This window comes from Pleurocapsa minor HA4230-MV1 (assembly GCA_019359095.1).
GTDB lineage: Bacteria > Cyanobacteriota > Cyanobacteriia > Cyanobacteriales > Xenococcaceae > Waterburya > Waterburya minor.
Map to the genome: position 1 here is coordinate 66730 of JAHHHZ010000033.1, position 13631 is coordinate 80360.

Genomic DNA, 13631 nt, shown 5'->3' on the forward strand with positions numbered 1-13631 from the left:
AATTAGTGCGATTGGACTTTTTTTGTTTAAGTTTTTCGATTTTCCAATTTAAGCTGCAATTCAAGTTAGCTTAATTGACTTCAGAACCCAATCACAGCAAGCATATCAAATACGCGACAGATTTTTAACCACCACTGAGTTTCGCTTTATAGCCAATTTTGGTCAGCGTCTCTAATAGTTTCTGTTTATGATCGCCCTGAATTTCCAAACTGTTATCTTTCACCGTCCCGCCACTGCCACATTGGCTTTTTAACTTCTTCAATAGCTGACTAAGAGTTTCTGGTTTATGCTGAAACCCAGTGACAATAGTAACAGTCTTACCCTTTCTACCCGATCGCGTTGTCTGTATTCTTAAATCTTGTTGGTTGGGTGGTAAATCAGGAACTCCCCTTGCCATAGCTTTGGAGTTATCTACGTTGCCGAACTCTTGATATGCAATCGGATTTTGCTTTGATTTCTTTTGACCAGCCATATTTATTTGATTAATCATTAATTTGCTGATAGCTAAAACAATACTATCAAGTTCTTACACAACCACAGCAGTACCAAGATATGATGTTTGTGCAATTAAGGTAGTATTAATTAAGCATCATGTCTGTAGGAAAAGAACCATCAGAAATTTTAGAGCGCAAGCTAGCTTACAAAGGGCGTAAGTTTGACTATGAAGTTGTGAAACTGCGTTTACCTAATGGAGTGGAGGGAGAATGGGAATGTATTCGCCATCCAGGGGGAGCTTTAGCTGTTCCCGTCACCGCTGATGGTAAGTTTGTCCTGGTTAAACAATATCGCTTCACTGTAGAAGGTAGATTGCTCGAATTTCCAGCAGGCACAGTAGAAGCCAATGAGTCTCCTTTTGAGACAATTAAGCGAGAAATAGAGGAAGAAACGGGCTATAGAGCGAATAAATGGCAAGATATGGGCAAATTTATTCTCGCCCCTGGATATTCTGATGAATATATTTATGCTTTTTTGGCACAAGATCTAGAAAAATTAGCTATCCCACCACAGCAGGATGAGGATGAGGATCTTGAGGTGGTGTTAATGAGCGAGTCGGAATTAGAAGCAGCTATTCTAAACGGTGAACCGATTGATGGCAAATCCATCGCCTGTTTTTACATGGCGCGGGCTTATTTAAAATCAAGCTAGATCAAGTTAACTCCTGGAAACGTATAGTTATTTTAGAGCTTTTAAAATATTTAATAGAACCATGAAACTCAGAATTAAATTTTGTCTACCCGCATTTATCTCCAGTGTTTTCACTTTAGTTATTGCCTTGCTCGTGACGATTTCCTGGGGAGTTGCTCCTGCTTGGAGTGCTGATTACAATAAACAATCTTTGATTAACTCAGATTTTTCCCACCAAGATCTAAAAGATGCTAGTTTCGACCATACTAATCTGCGAGACAGCGATCTGAGTTTTATTGATGCTACGGGGGTACGTTTTTTCGGGGCAAATTTGGCTCAAGCTAACTTGGAAGGTGCTAACCTCAGCTACGCCAGTTTAGAATCAGTGCGTCTTACCCGTGCCAATTTAACCAACGCAATCTTAACAGGAGCATATCTAACTAACGCTTTGATGAATGAAACAATCATTACAGGAGCAGATTTTACCGATGCTTTGCTCAGTCCTACCACGGAAAAAAAGCTCTGTGAAGTTGCCAGTGGCACTAACCCCACTACAGGTCGAAATACAAAAGATACGCTGTATTGTCCTTAACATAAATATTTCAGTAATTAAGCGATCGCCATCATTGTTGGTAAGCTAAAAGCTAAGAGCCAAAAGCTATATGCCCTAAAGGACTAGCTGCGCGTCGCGAAGCGGTATCCTTTAGGAAGAGCTTGTTAATCAAGCATGAAAAGGTAATTTCTCACTAGTGAAGTTATGTTGATAATTCTGAGAATTCTTAAGATTCTCTTTATATTTGTGTTAGCTTTTGAATGTGTTCAAATTTACTTTATTGCGGATAGTCGTTAGGCTAAAATTCAACATTATGAGAAATACTAGTATAGAATCAAGAATCGTCCATGCGGTTTGGTCTTCTGTATCAGCTATCAACCAACAGGTGTTGTTGCAGCTAGACGATCAAGATTTAATCCAGCAAATCATGCGCCAGATTGATAAATCTTCGAGTTGGAGTTCGGAAGAGCGCCAGAATTTAATTGGCTATATTAGCTCTAAAGTGATGTTGATTAGAGATATCGCAGGGTCTTAATTTTGTTGCCCCAAATCACAAATTTGGCAAAAATGTCACAATATAAAGAATTAAATCTAGTATAGTGACCCAGAGTCCGACCCTATAGAACCACTTGTGAATCTAATCGCTGCTAATTCTGAGTTAAATCCGCAAGAATTATTTCCCTTTGAGCTAGACGAATTCCAACATAAGGCGATCGCCGCCTTAGCAGCAAACAAATCTGTAGTCATCTGCGCTCCTACAGGTTCAGGAAAGACTCTAATTGGTGAATATGCCATTTATCGCGCTCTAAGCCATGGTAAGCGAGTTTTTTATACCACTCCCCTGAAGGCGCTTTCTAATCAAAAGTTTCGCGATTTTCAGGAACAGTTTGCCCAAGGAGACTCGCGCAAGATTGGGCTACTCACAGGAGATACGATTATCAATCCGAATGCTGATGTGGTAGTTATGACCACAGAGATTTTTCGGAATATGCTCTACGAAACGCCGATCGGCCAGTTAGGTACATCTCTAGCCGATGTTGAAGCGGTGGTGCTGGATGAGTGCCACTATATTAGCAATCGCTTTCGGGGGACAGTCTGGGAAGAATCAATTATTTATTGTCCACCCCAAATTCAGCTAGTAGCTTTATCTGCAACGATTGGTAATCCCCAGGAGTTGACCGACTGGATTACGAAGGTGCGTAATTCTAAGCCGAACAATGCCACCAAATATGAGTGCGAACTAATTAATTCTGATTTTCGCCCTGTGCCTTTGCGCTATTACTTTTGCGATCGCAGTGGGCTACACCGATTGTTAAATCAAACGGAAACCGAGATCAGCCCCAAACTTAAGTCCGTCGCTTCCCGTCAAGGACAAAAGCCCAAACGCTTGAAAATTAAAGACTGTCCCAAAATTTATCAGGTGGTGCAGCAGCTACAAAATAAAGACATGCTCCCAGCGATCTATATTATTTTTAGCCGACGGGGTTGCGATAAGGCAGTAGAAATGATCGATGGTCTGGCTTTAGTTTCCGCCGAAGAAGGTCAAAAAATTGAAAGTATTTTACTGTATTTCTTTTTAACTAATAATGTTGAGCTTCAGACAGCATTGTTAACCCATTTTGGTTCAGTTAACGCCGAATTAGCTGAATTACTGCGAGATTATCTAGCCGATAATGAGCAGGCAGAGATGAACTTAGCTAATTATTTAACAGCCAATCCCAATCAAAAATATTTACTGTGGCAATTCTTGTGTGAGAATTCCCAAATTGCTCGCATTGACCAGATTGAGCCTTTAATGCGGGGAATTGCGTCCCACCATGCAGGTTTGCTCCCCGCCTGGAAAGAACTGGTCGAAAGACTGTTTGAAATGGGACTGGTCAAGATTGTTTTTGCTACTGCTACTTTAGCAGCGGGAATTAATATGCCTGCCCGTACTACGGTCGTGTCTGCTCTTTCTAAACGTACCGATGGGGGACATAGTATGCTTAGTCCCTCAGAATTTTTGCAGATTGCAGGTAGAGCTGGTAGAAGAGGCAAAGATCAGGTGGGTCATGTTGTGACGATCCAAACTCCCTTTGAAGGGGCAAAAGAGGCTGCCTTCCTGGCAACTTCAAGCGCGGAACCCCTAAGAAGCTGGTTTACTCCTTCCTATGGCATGGTGCTGAACCTACTGCAAAAATACACTTTACCTGAAGTCAAAGAATTACTAGAACGTAGTTTTGCCGAATATCTGTCGCAAAAAAGACTCGCTCCCGAACAAACGGCGATCGCTGAAATTACCACCGAACTGGCGAGGTTAGATATTTCCCTGGCTGCCATTCCCCCAGGAAAATTAGCTGGCTATCAGAAACTGCGAGAACGGGCGGTTGAAGAACAGAGATTACTCGACATTTTGCAACAACAGGCAGAAATTAACCAAAAAAATCAGCTTAAGCCTTTAGTTCCCCAAATAGAGCCAGGCAGAATTATCGGCTTAAAAGGTAAACATATTCGCGTCAACTCCCCTCTGGCTGCGGTATTAATTGCTAAAATTCCTGGTTCAGGTAGAGCGCCTAATTTACTTTGTTTAGCGGCCGATAACTATTGGTATGTTGCTGCTAACGCTGATGTTACTGAAATTAACCCTGGAACTTTGACTGATGCAGAAATAGCCGAAATTGCTTTACCTCCGCTAGATAACGTCAAACTAGGCAAATGGCTTAAAGGAGATGAATTCACCGCCCTCATTGTCAAACAAATAAGCGATCGCATCATCCCCATTGCTCCTGCTGCCGAAGTAACCGAACAACAGCAGAAACTAGATCGACTACAGCGAGAGATTGATTGCCATCCCGTACAACAGGTAGACAATCCTAATCAACTGCTCAAAAAATATCAAAAGCGACTGCAACTACGGGATAAACTACACAAAACTCAGATTAAGTACCAAAAGCAAAAGTCGAATCAATCCTATTACTGGGAAGAGTTTCTCAATCTGATCGAAGTTTTACAGGAATTCGAGGCTTTAAAAGAATACAGTCCTAGTTTCTTAGGTCAAGCAGCAGCGACTATTCGCGGTGACAATGAACTTTGGTTAGCCTTAGTCTTTGTCTCTGGGGAATTAGAACATCTTGAACCCCATCATCTGGCAGCTACCGTCTGTGCTTTAATTACTGAAACTCCCCGCGCTGATGTTTGGTGTGATTTTCCTCCCCCACCTGAAGTGTTAGACGTTTTGGGAGTCAACAAATCAACCGAAAGCAGTTCAGCCATCAGAGAAATTAGAACTCGTCTGTTTCAGGTACAGCGTCGTCATGGAGTTGGTCTACCCGTTTGGCGCGAATATGGACTGGTGGGATTATGCGAACAGTGGGCGTTAGGAATGAATTGGCAAGATCTTTGTGACAGCGTTAGTTTAGCAGAAGGAGATATTGTCAGAATGCTCCGCCGTACTGTTGATGTGCTGTCGCAAATTCCGCAAATTCCTAATATTTCTAGTACCCTATCTAACAATGCCAGAGAAGCAAACGCAATGATGAAGCGTTTCCCAATTTAATATGAAGTCCGTTTAGACAATTCCAATTAAAACTCGCGCAAAGACGCAAAGGCGCAAAGATTATTGTAAGAAGTAATTAAGCGGACTTGATATAAACCGTCGCTAGCGGGAAACTCTCACTTTGAGATGGACTATTCAAGGAAGTAGGAAATAGGAAGTAGAGAATTAAAGTATAGGGTTTAGAGTCTTTGGAGGATATTAGTGCCATGGGTATCAGTCCCACAGGTACTGTAAAGATGATGTTTTGTGGCTAAAGCCTGAACTATTTCTGTTTTTCCAGGACTAGGCTGCCAAATTTGAGGGTTGTTATAAGCATAGTAAGTTTCTACAGCATCAATATTCAATTGCGCAGCAGCAGGAATTAACTGGCTCGCTGAGAGACGATAGCGTTCTGGGTGAGCTAAAACAGCCAGTCCTCCAGCTTGATGAATACTCTCAATTACTCGTTCGGCTTGAGCAGCTTCTTCATGGGGTCTATTTCCTTGCAGATATGAGCTGATTGCAGGATGCTCTGGATTGAATCCATAACCTAAGATATGTACTTCCACTGACAATAATCTGGAAGTGATTTCTGTACCTGTCCATAGCTGAGGTAAGTTTTTTCGCTCTAAACTAATAGTGTCAAGATAAGATGCTGCTTCTTTAAAGCCATCTACAGAATGATGATCTGTAATTGCCAAACCTTTTAAGCCGATCGCGATCGCCTGCTGGATTAAATCTACTGGCGTTAATTGACCATCTGAAGCAATAGTATGTAAATGAAAGTTGTATGAGTGAGGACAACTAGCAGCATCAATTGTCTTCCAAACACTCATCAAGTGTCCAATATCCTGTGCTGTCGGTTTGAGAGAATATGTCACAACCATATGCGTCAATAGATAGCCGAGAAGTGTTTCTAATTGTTACAAATAACATAACAAAATAAAAGACCCCTTGGGAAAGCTTTGAATAACCAATAACTATAAAAAAATTCTTAAATCCCTTGACAGATATGACTTTAAGGTCATCAAAAAAAATGATATCGATCCCAAATAAAAGATATAGAATTAGTTAATAATTTTTACATGACGACTTTGCTACCTGCTGTCCTTCCTGTGGGCTTGATTATTTTGATTGGCTTTGTTGTCGGTCGTACTATTCCTCTACAGCGTTCAACCCTCTCTCAGCTATCCCTTTACGTCTTATCTCCCGCTTTGGTGATTAGTAGTTTATATCGTACTGAGGTGTCTTTAGATAGTTCCAGTAAGCTTTTACTTGGCTTTGCTTTAACATCCCTCAGTCTCTACCTAATTGTCACCGTCATCAGTCGTCTCTTGAGCCTACCTGCTCCTTTAAGTCGAGCTATTACCGCCGTAGTTATGTTTCCTAATAATGGCAATATGGGTCTGCCAGTCGCCACTTTCGCTTTGGGGACAGCAGGATTAGATCGGGCAATTATCTATATGCTGGGTTCTGCCTTTTTGATGTTTTGCTTTGGCCCAGCAATGATTCGAGGTAAGGGGATCATTGAGGGTTTTAAACTTACTCTCAAGCTACCGCTGTTGTGGGCATTTTTATTTGGTCTAGGCTTGCATTACTGGTCGCCAAAAATTCCTTGGGGATTAGACAAGGGTATTGAGCAGTTGGGTGCAGCAGATATTCCCATCGCCTTGATTTTATTGGGAATTCAATTATCCCAGACTCGTTTTCGACCAGAGATTAAAGAAATTATTTTAGCGATCGCTCGTTTGACCTGCGCGCCGATGATTGCCTATGTCATTGGTAGACTACTTCAGTTAGAAACTCTCAATTTACAGATCCTTGTTTTAGAGAGTGGGATGCCCACCGCAGTTAGTTCCTTCGTGATTGTCAGTGAGTTTGGTGGAGATCAAGATTTAGTAGCCAGGGCAATTGTTACTTCTACTTTAATGAGCTTTATTACGTTGCCGATTTTATTATCGTTTTTGTTAGCTCTTGGCGCTTAGTTGTCTATTTAAAAGGTTTAATTAGGTAAAAGATATTGAATCACTACTCTTCAACACTCGATCATCAAAAGCGTTTTTGGCAATTAGCGATCGTCAATGTCATTTCTAACCTGATGGTGCCATTGGCTAGTCTGGTTGATGTGGCATTTTTGGGTCATTTGACGGAAATTCGTCATTTAGCGGGGGTGGCGATCGCTACAGTGTTATTTAATTATATTTACTGGACTTTTGGTTTTCTGCGCATGGGGACGACAGGATTAACCGCCCAAGCCAGAGGTAGAGGAGATACGCAAGTTGAGATCCTAATTTTGTTACGCAATAGTGCGATCGCTGTAGTTATTGGAATCATTATTCTCTTGCTACAGCAACCCCTAAGAGAAATTGGCTTTAACTTACTCCAAGCCGATCCTGAAGTGCTTCAAGCAGGGAGAGCTTATTATAACGCCCTGATTTGGGGTGCGCCTCCTACTTTACTCAACTTTGTCTTATTCGGTTGGTTTTTAGGGCGAGAACAAGGAAAAGGAGTCTTGCTCATGTCTTTGGTCAATAATGGCGCTAACATTGCTCTAGATTATCTGTTTGTGGTTCGCTGGGGACAGTCAAGCGCGGGGGCGGGTGGAGCAACGGCTATTAGTCAATTAATCACCCTAATTATGGGATTAGCTTTGGTATACCGCGAACTGGCGGGGATATCTTGGCAACAACAGCGATCGCAGATCTGGGAATTATCTGCCCTCAAGACTGCTTTTTTCCTCAATCAAGATATTTTGATTCGTACCTTAGCCTTAATATCCACCTTTGCTGTGTTTACTAACCTCAGCGCCACAATGGGAACAACGATTTTAGCTAGTAATACGCTCTTATTGCAGGTGGTTACTTTGGCAGCTTATTTTATTGATGGTGTTGCCTTTGCTACTGAAAGTATTGCGGGAAATCTCCACGGACAAGGGACAAAAGAACAACTGCTGCCGTTATTAAAATTAGCGGGTAGCGTAAGCTTGCTCGCTGGCTTGGGTTTTGCTGCCGTGTTTAGCTTTTTCCCTCGGCCTTTATTTGGTTTATTAACCAGTCACGCAGAAGTAATTCAGCAAATTAGTAATTATCTCTGGTGGTTATTTCCTGTATTGGGTTTTGGTTCAATCGCCTACATGCTCGATGGCTATTTTTTAGGCTTAACCGCAGGTAAAATTTTGCGCCAATCTACTCTAATTGCAGCAATCATTGGTTTTACACCGATGGCGATCGCTGCTTGGTATTGGCAAACTAATCACTTACTCTGGCTAGCTCTAGCTCTATTTATGGCAACTCGAAGTATTACTTTAGGCTGGAAAATTAATTATTCAGGCATCACTACTTGTAAGCTAGATTGATACAACTCAATAATATTGATGCGAGAAGTAGGATGTTGAGAAAAATATTGAAGAGTATCAATTGGTTAAGTCGGCATTGGTTATATTGTTTAATCTCTGGACTAATCGCGTTTTCGATTGTTTTTGTCCAGACTTATGGGCTGAAATCCTCAGCTTCATCATCTCCAGTGATTGCCGCAGCACCACCAGAATTAGTGGATTTAGAGCAATTTTCTGATTTAGTGAGCAAGTTAGAGGCGAGATGGGAAAAGACTTATGAACAGTACTTTGACCGCGATTTTGCTCATCAATCGAACTTAGGTAATCAAATTGCCAAGCGTTTACAAGAAGTTCAAGAGCAGACAAATATCTCTCCAGCGGTTATTTGGGCTATGCCAACAGATAATTTTTTAGAATTAATCTTAGTTACTCCTAAACAACAGCTTGTGATTAAAAAAATCCCTGGAGCAAATCTGGAGAGATTGACCAAGAGAATTAATGAGTTAGGAGTGGCAATGAGCGATCGCACTTCTCTTGATTATTATCCTCCAGCCAGATTAATTTACGATTGGATCTTTAAACCTCTCGACCCCTATTTAGAAGCCGAAAACATCGATACTCTATTGCTTTGCACTGGCCCCAAACTGCGTTCTCTTCCTTTTGCAGCGTTACATGATGGAGATAAGTTTGTCATCGAAAAATATAACTTGGCTCTTATTCCCGCTTTTAGCTTGACAGATACTAATTATCAAGCACAGCTAGATCGACAGGTTTTGGCAATGGGAACATCCGAATTCGAGAACTTGCCTCCGCTGCCTGGAGTAGGAATTGAGCTAGAAACTATTGTGCCAAAGTTATGGTCAGGACGCAAAATAATCGATCGAGATTTTACGGTGGCTAATCTGCAAGATGTTCACCAACGAGAAGGCTTCGAGATTATTCATATCGCTTCCCACTCTGAGTTTAATCCTGGTTCCCCTGATGATTCGTTTATTCAGTTTAGCGATCGCCGATTAAGTTTGGCTCAAATTGAGGAGTTGAATTTAGAATTACCTCCCGTTGATTTATTAGTTTTGAGTGCTTGCCAAACCGCTTTAGGAGATGAAGATGCGGAGTATGGTTTTGCTGGCTTAGCGATGCAAGCGGGGGTCAAATCTGCTTTAGCTAGTCTTTGGGCAATTGATGATACAGGAACGGTTGTACTGATGAGTGACTTTTATCAGCAGTTGAAATCTACCCCTAGCAAATCAGCAGCATTGAGACAAGCCCAAATGAATTTGCTGCAACGGAAAATTTTTGTGGAAGAATCTCAAATCCAAGGCTTAGACGTAGCTGTCGATCTGGCTCAAATAAGTTCAGCTGAGCAAAATCAAGACTTCACCCATCCTTATTATTGGGCGGGATTTACCTTGATTGGCAATCCTTGGTAGATCAATAGCTCTAAGTTGTAAGCTTTAAGCTCTAAGCTCTAAGCATTTTGATGGGCGATCGCTTATACAGAGCATGGCATTACTATACTCCTGCACATGCTCTTGCTAACTCTAGGCTACTGTTGCCTGATTCAACAGATTTTGGACATCTGCGGTTTTCATCCGTGCGCCCAAGGTAGTAACTATCTTAGATGACGCTAAAGACGCTAAACGCCCTGCCTCTGGATAACTCATGCCGTTAGTAATACCGTAAAGAAAAGCACCTGCATACATATCTCCTGCACCAACAGTATCGATCGCCTTCACAGGAAATGGCTCAATCTCGATTAACTGTTCACCGTCGAAAACCACTGAACCTAATGCTCCGCGAGTCACGGCAAACCTTTTAGCTAAAGTTTTAAGATATTCAATTGCTTCATCAAAATCTTCGGTTTCTGCCATTAATAAAGCTTCTGACTCATTAGCAAACAGAAAATCTACCCCTGAACCAATAATTTCTAGTAGTCCCGATTTAAAAAATTTGACCATATTGAGATCGGCTAGGGTAAACGCCACCTTATTTCCCGCAGCTTGGGCAGTTTCTCTGGCTTTAATTGCCGCTTGCTTGCTGCTTTCGCCACTAACTAAATAACCTTCAATATAAGTATATTCAGCCTGTTCAATCGCTTCAGGAACAAGTTCGGCATCACTAAATTCCCCTGAAATCCCCAGAAAAGTATTCATCGTGCGATCGGCATCAGGAGTCACAAAGACTAAACATTTGCCCGTTACACCTGATTTTGCTACCTGGCTTTCTAAATTAGTTACTACACCACAGTCGATTAAATCTTGGGTATAAAAATTCCCTGGTTCGTCATCTGCTACCTTGCAAGAATAAAACGCTTTTCCGCCAAACTGACTAACCGCAATTAACGTATTGGCTGCTGAACCACCACAGGAACGTTTTTGCTCATAGTTCGCTAAATTACTGACAATTTTATCCTGGCTATCTTGGTCTAAAAGAGTCATCACACCCTTTTCAATTCCCAGGTTTTGTAATACTTCTGGTGATACTTCAAACTCAATATCTAATAGAGCATTACCCAGAGCGTACACATCATATTTCGCCATAAATTACCTCAAGTCATTAATCTAATTAACTTTAAGCAAGATAGCATTATTAGCACTTGGGTATCAGTTGCGATCGCTAATTAAAGAATCTATAATTACACCCTTTTTAGGCGAACTTTTTTGAGGCTATCAGGAGATAAAGGCTGGTTATCTAAGTCAGAGAGAGCATTTGCTTCAATTTCTGAATCACTCATAGAATTAAGCCTTTCTAAATCAGTTAAATCTTCTGATTGTTTCGCTTTGTCAATCGTTGTCCGAGTAATAGAGTTTTCTTTCATATCTGGTTGTCTGAAGCACTAAGAGATCGCTATCCAGTTTTACTCAGCTTCTTGCCAGCCTTCGATAGTTGCTACCAAAATATTGATCAGTGGATGATTAACAGCTTCTTTAAAAGTTTCTATACCAAAGGCTTTGAGAGCATTGATAACTTTGGCTTTTAATGTAGGATTATTCTCAATTTGGTCAACAGCTTTGCCTATAACTATATTTCTCTCTTTGCCTGTGGTTGTGGGATATGTTTCGGACAACTGTTCTAGAAGATGTTGAATTTCTGCTGCTGCTTGAGCTAGATTTTGTTGTTCTGCTTCATTAATTACTCCTGCGACTTTTGCATTATCTTTAATTTCGCCACCATTCATGTGACCGATGCCGAAATTTCCGCTATTAATATGTACTACCGAACTGGGATTAGTATTGATATTCAATGGAATCTTACCCTTTAATGCTAAATGTCCTTCAGAAGTAATTTCTGTAACTAAAATAAGATCTATTTTAGACTTACCAGGATTTTGACTTTGCTTATGTTCTCTTAATTCGATAAATTTTGAGCTTTTTAGCTGATTTAAGATTACTCTAACGTCATGTATATTTAGATTAAGATCGCTGGCGATTTGACTGTCTTTAATAGGACAATTTTCGGCAATTTCCTGTAATATCAAGATTTTTTCTGGCTCGAACATTTCATTTTCCTTGGCTACTGTTTGATTAATTTGTATTCCTGGTAATAGAAGCCTTTCATATACATGGGCAAGAAATTCATTTTTGGCTTTTAATTCTCCTTCTAAACCAGATATTATGCGCTCATATCTAAGAATTAAATTTTCTCTTACTTTATCTTTACTAACTCCAGGTGGAACACTAACTTTTAGAACTATTAATCCGTCTTCTAAAGCTTTATATTTTCGCAAAAATAATTGTCCACCATCGGTATTATAAATTTGTATATTTTCCTCATTAAAAGCATAAGCAAATGCTTTCCAATTAATGCCATAACTAAAGATTAAATTGGCGGTATTTTCAACTTCCTGAAAGATTTTAGTAAATTCCCCTGGTTCAAAGTTTTGCTTGGGATCATGAGGAAGACGTTTTTGTTTATCTTGCTCTAAATAAACAAAATCACAAATTGCATTGTTCAGGTTGGTTTTACTGTTAGTATGCCAGTATTCTATGCAAGCTCCAGTAAAAATCGCTCTCTCGAAGTTAGTTTCCAGTGCTTGAATCCTACTTAGATTTGTTTCACTGAGATTTATTCCTCTAAGATCTTTTCCACTGAGATTTACCCCACTGAGATTTACCCCACTGAGATCTGCTCCATTGAGATTTACCCCACTGAGATCTGCTCCATTGAGATTTGCTTTACTAAGATTTGCTTTACTAAGATTTGCTCCACTGAGATCTACCTCACTAAGATTTGCTTTACTAAGATTTGCTCCACTGAGATTTGCTCCATTGAGATTCAACCCACTGAGATTCAACCCACTAAGGTTTGCCCCTCTAAAATCTGCCGTTTGGATATACCTCCTACGGCGATATCTTCTACTGAGATCTGCCTCACTAAGATTTGCTTCACTGAGATCTGCTCCATTGAGATTTGCTCCATTGAGATTTGCCTCACACAGATCTGCTCCATTGAGATTTGCTCTATTGAGATTTGCCTCACACAGATCTGCTCCACGGAGATTTGTCCCACTGAGATCTGCCTCACACAGATCTGCCCTACTGAGATCTGCCCTACTGAGATTTGTCCCACGGAGATCTACCTCACACAGATCTGCCCCACCGAGATTTACTCCACAGAGATCTGCCTCACTGAGATCTATCCAGCGAAGATCTACTCCAGGGAGATTTGTCTCCATAAGAATAGCCTCCCTAAGAATAGCCTCACTAAGATCTATCCAACTGAGATCTGCCTCGCCGAAGTCAGCTTCTATTCTACGGTTTGTTTCTCTCCATTTGTTCCAAACCTCTACTCCTTGCTTAAGCAAAGCAAGATGTTCTTTATTTGCCATCTTGTTTCATCCCTGTCCATTTCTTTGACAACTTACCAGGGCTAATATTTTTCTTCTTTCTCCCATAAAGTATTGATAAGCGATCGCCATTTTGTAACGCAATTGAAGCTTCTCACCTAATCATAAAATATTCGCACTTTTTCAACTTTGATTAACAATTTTTCTTAAGTTTTTATCAGAGCAAATAGAGATTAGCCGCGATCACCCACGATAAAAATTCACCTTTAATTCATCTCAAGATACAGGGAAAATTCACAGTCGCTGATTTAAGAATAGT

12 protein-coding genes are annotated in these 13631 nt (G+C 40.7%); 7 read left to right on the top strand and 5 right to left on the bottom strand.

Annotation, left to right across the window (positions count from 1 at the left end):
• Positions 1 to 124: 124 nt before the first annotated feature.
• Positions 125 to 472: a translation initiation factor gene (locus KME09_22985; GenBank protein MBW4536801.1), complete on the bottom strand. Its 348-nt coding sequence runs from the start codon at positions 470 to 472 to the stop codon at positions 125 to 127.
• A gap of 119 nt (positions 473 to 591) precedes the next feature.
• Here KME09_22985 and KME09_22990 point away from each other — a divergent pair, with 119 nt between their 5' ends.
• The 4 genes from KME09_22990 to KME09_23005 all read left to right on the top strand — a co-directional run bounded on the left by KME09_22990 (position 592) and on the right by KME09_23005 (position 5213).
• Positions 592 to 1146, top strand: coding sequence for an NUDIX hydrolase (locus KME09_22990; protein ID MBW4536802.1), 555 nt, complete (start codon positions 592 to 594; stop codon positions 1144 to 1146).
• A gap of 61 nt (positions 1147 to 1207) precedes the next feature.
• Entirely contained in the window at positions 1208 to 1717 is a 510-nt protein-coding gene (locus KME09_22995) for a pentapeptide repeat-containing protein (protein ID MBW4536803.1), read from the top strand.
• A gap of 274 nt (positions 1718 to 1991) precedes the next feature.
• On the top strand, positions 1992 to 2213 hold the full coding sequence (locus tag KME09_23000) for a hypothetical protein (protein ID MBW4536804.1): 222 nt from the start codon (positions 1992 to 1994) through the stop codon (positions 2211 to 2213).
• Between the two features lie 96 nt (positions 2214 to 2309).
• Positions 2310 to 5213 carry a DEAD/DEAH box helicase gene (locus KME09_23005; protein MBW4536805.1) on the top strand — a complete coding sequence of 968 codons (2904 nt, stop codon included), beginning with the start codon at positions 2310 to 2312 and terminating at the stop codon, positions 5211 to 5213.
• A gap of 179 nt (positions 5214 to 5392) precedes the next feature.
• On the opposite strand, the gene KME09_23010 is transcribed toward KME09_23005, so the two are convergent.
• Positions 5393 to 6079 (bottom strand): PHP domain-containing protein, encoded by a 687-nt coding sequence (locus KME09_23010; protein ID MBW4536806.1) that lies wholly within the window; start codon positions 6077 to 6079, stop codon positions 5393 to 5395.
• A gap of 198 nt (positions 6080 to 6277) precedes the next feature.
• Here KME09_23010 and KME09_23015 point away from each other — a divergent pair, with 198 nt between their 5' ends.
• The 3 genes from KME09_23015 to KME09_23025 are packed head-to-tail and all read left to right on the top strand — an operon-like array spanning position 6278 to position 9956.
• Positions 6278 to 7177: an AEC family transporter gene (locus KME09_23015; protein ID MBW4536807.1), complete on the top strand. Its 900-nt coding sequence runs from the start codon at positions 6278 to 6280 to the stop codon at positions 7175 to 7177.
• A gap of 35 nt (positions 7178 to 7212) precedes the next feature.
• The gene (locus KME09_23020) at positions 7213 to 8547 is read left to right on the top strand and encodes an MATE family efflux transporter (protein MBW4536808.1); all 1335 of its coding nucleotides are present in this window, start codon (positions 7213 to 7215) and stop codon (positions 8545 to 8547) included.
• A 32-nt stretch (positions 8548 to 8579) separates the two neighbouring features.
• Complete coding sequence (locus tag KME09_23025; GenBank protein MBW4536809.1) at positions 8580 to 9956, top strand: CHAT domain-containing protein; 1377 nt, start codon at positions 8580 to 8582, stop codon at positions 9954 to 9956.
• Positions 9957 to 10067: 111 nt separating this feature from the next.
• Here the strand turns inward: KME09_23025 and KME09_23030 are convergent, their stop codons facing one another.
• The 3 genes from KME09_23030 to KME09_23040 all read right to left on the bottom strand — a co-directional run bounded on the left by KME09_23030 (position 10068) and on the right by KME09_23040 (position 13354).
• Positions 10068 to 11066 carry an adenosine kinase gene (locus tag KME09_23030; protein MBW4536810.1) on the bottom strand — a complete coding sequence of 333 codons (999 nt, stop codon included), beginning with the start codon at positions 11064 to 11066 and terminating at the stop codon, positions 10068 to 10070.
• Between the two features lie 95 nt (positions 11067 to 11161).
• The gene (locus KME09_23035) at positions 11162 to 11344 is read right to left on the bottom strand and encodes a hypothetical protein (GenBank protein MBW4536811.1); all 183 of its coding nucleotides are present in this window, start codon (positions 11342 to 11344) and stop codon (positions 11162 to 11164) included.
• Positions 11345 to 11383: 39 nt separating this feature from the next.
• Entirely contained in the window at positions 11384 to 13354 is a 1971-nt protein-coding gene (locus KME09_23040) for a pentapeptide repeat-containing protein (protein MBW4536812.1), read from the bottom strand.
• Between the last annotated feature and the right edge of the window lie 277 nt (positions 13355 to 13631).

Bases quoted from the DNA above. Each gene is read 5' to 3' on its own strand.
- KME09_23010 (MBW4536806.1), bottom strand. From the start codon at position 6,079: ATGGTTGTGACATATTCTCTCAAACCGACAGCACAGGATATTGGACAC.
- KME09_22995 (MBW4536803.1), top strand. From the start codon at position 1,208: ATGAAACTCAGAATTAAATTTTGTCTACCCGCATTTATCTCCAGTGTT.
- KME09_23000 (MBW4536804.1), top strand. From the start codon at position 1,992: ATGAGAAATACTAGTATAGAATCAAGAATCGTCCATGCGGTTTGGTCT.
- KME09_23025 (MBW4536809.1), top strand. From the start codon at position 8,580: ATGTTGAGAAAAATATTGAAGAGTATCAATTGGTTAAGTCGGCATTGG.
- KME09_23035 (MBW4536811.1), bottom strand. From the start codon at position 11,344: ATGAAAGAAAACTCTATTACTCGGACAACGATTGACAAAGCGAAACAA.
- KME09_23040 (MBW4536812.1), bottom strand. From the start codon at position 13,354: ATGGCAAATAAAGAACATCTTGCTTTGCTTAAGCAAGGAGTAGAGGTT.
- KME09_22990 (MBW4536802.1), top strand. From the start codon at position 592: ATGTCTGTAGGAAAAGAACCATCAGAAATTTTAGAGCGCAAGCTAGCT.
- KME09_23030 (MBW4536810.1), bottom strand. From the start codon at position 11,066: ATGGCGAAATATGATGTGTACGCTCTGGGTAATGCTCTATTAGATATT.
- KME09_23015 (MBW4536807.1), top strand. From the start codon at position 6,278: ATGACGACTTTGCTACCTGCTGTCCTTCCTGTGGGCTTGATTATTTTG.
- KME09_22985 (MBW4536801.1), bottom strand. From the start codon at position 472: ATGGCTGGTCAAAAGAAATCAAAGCAAAATCCGATTGCATATCAAGAG.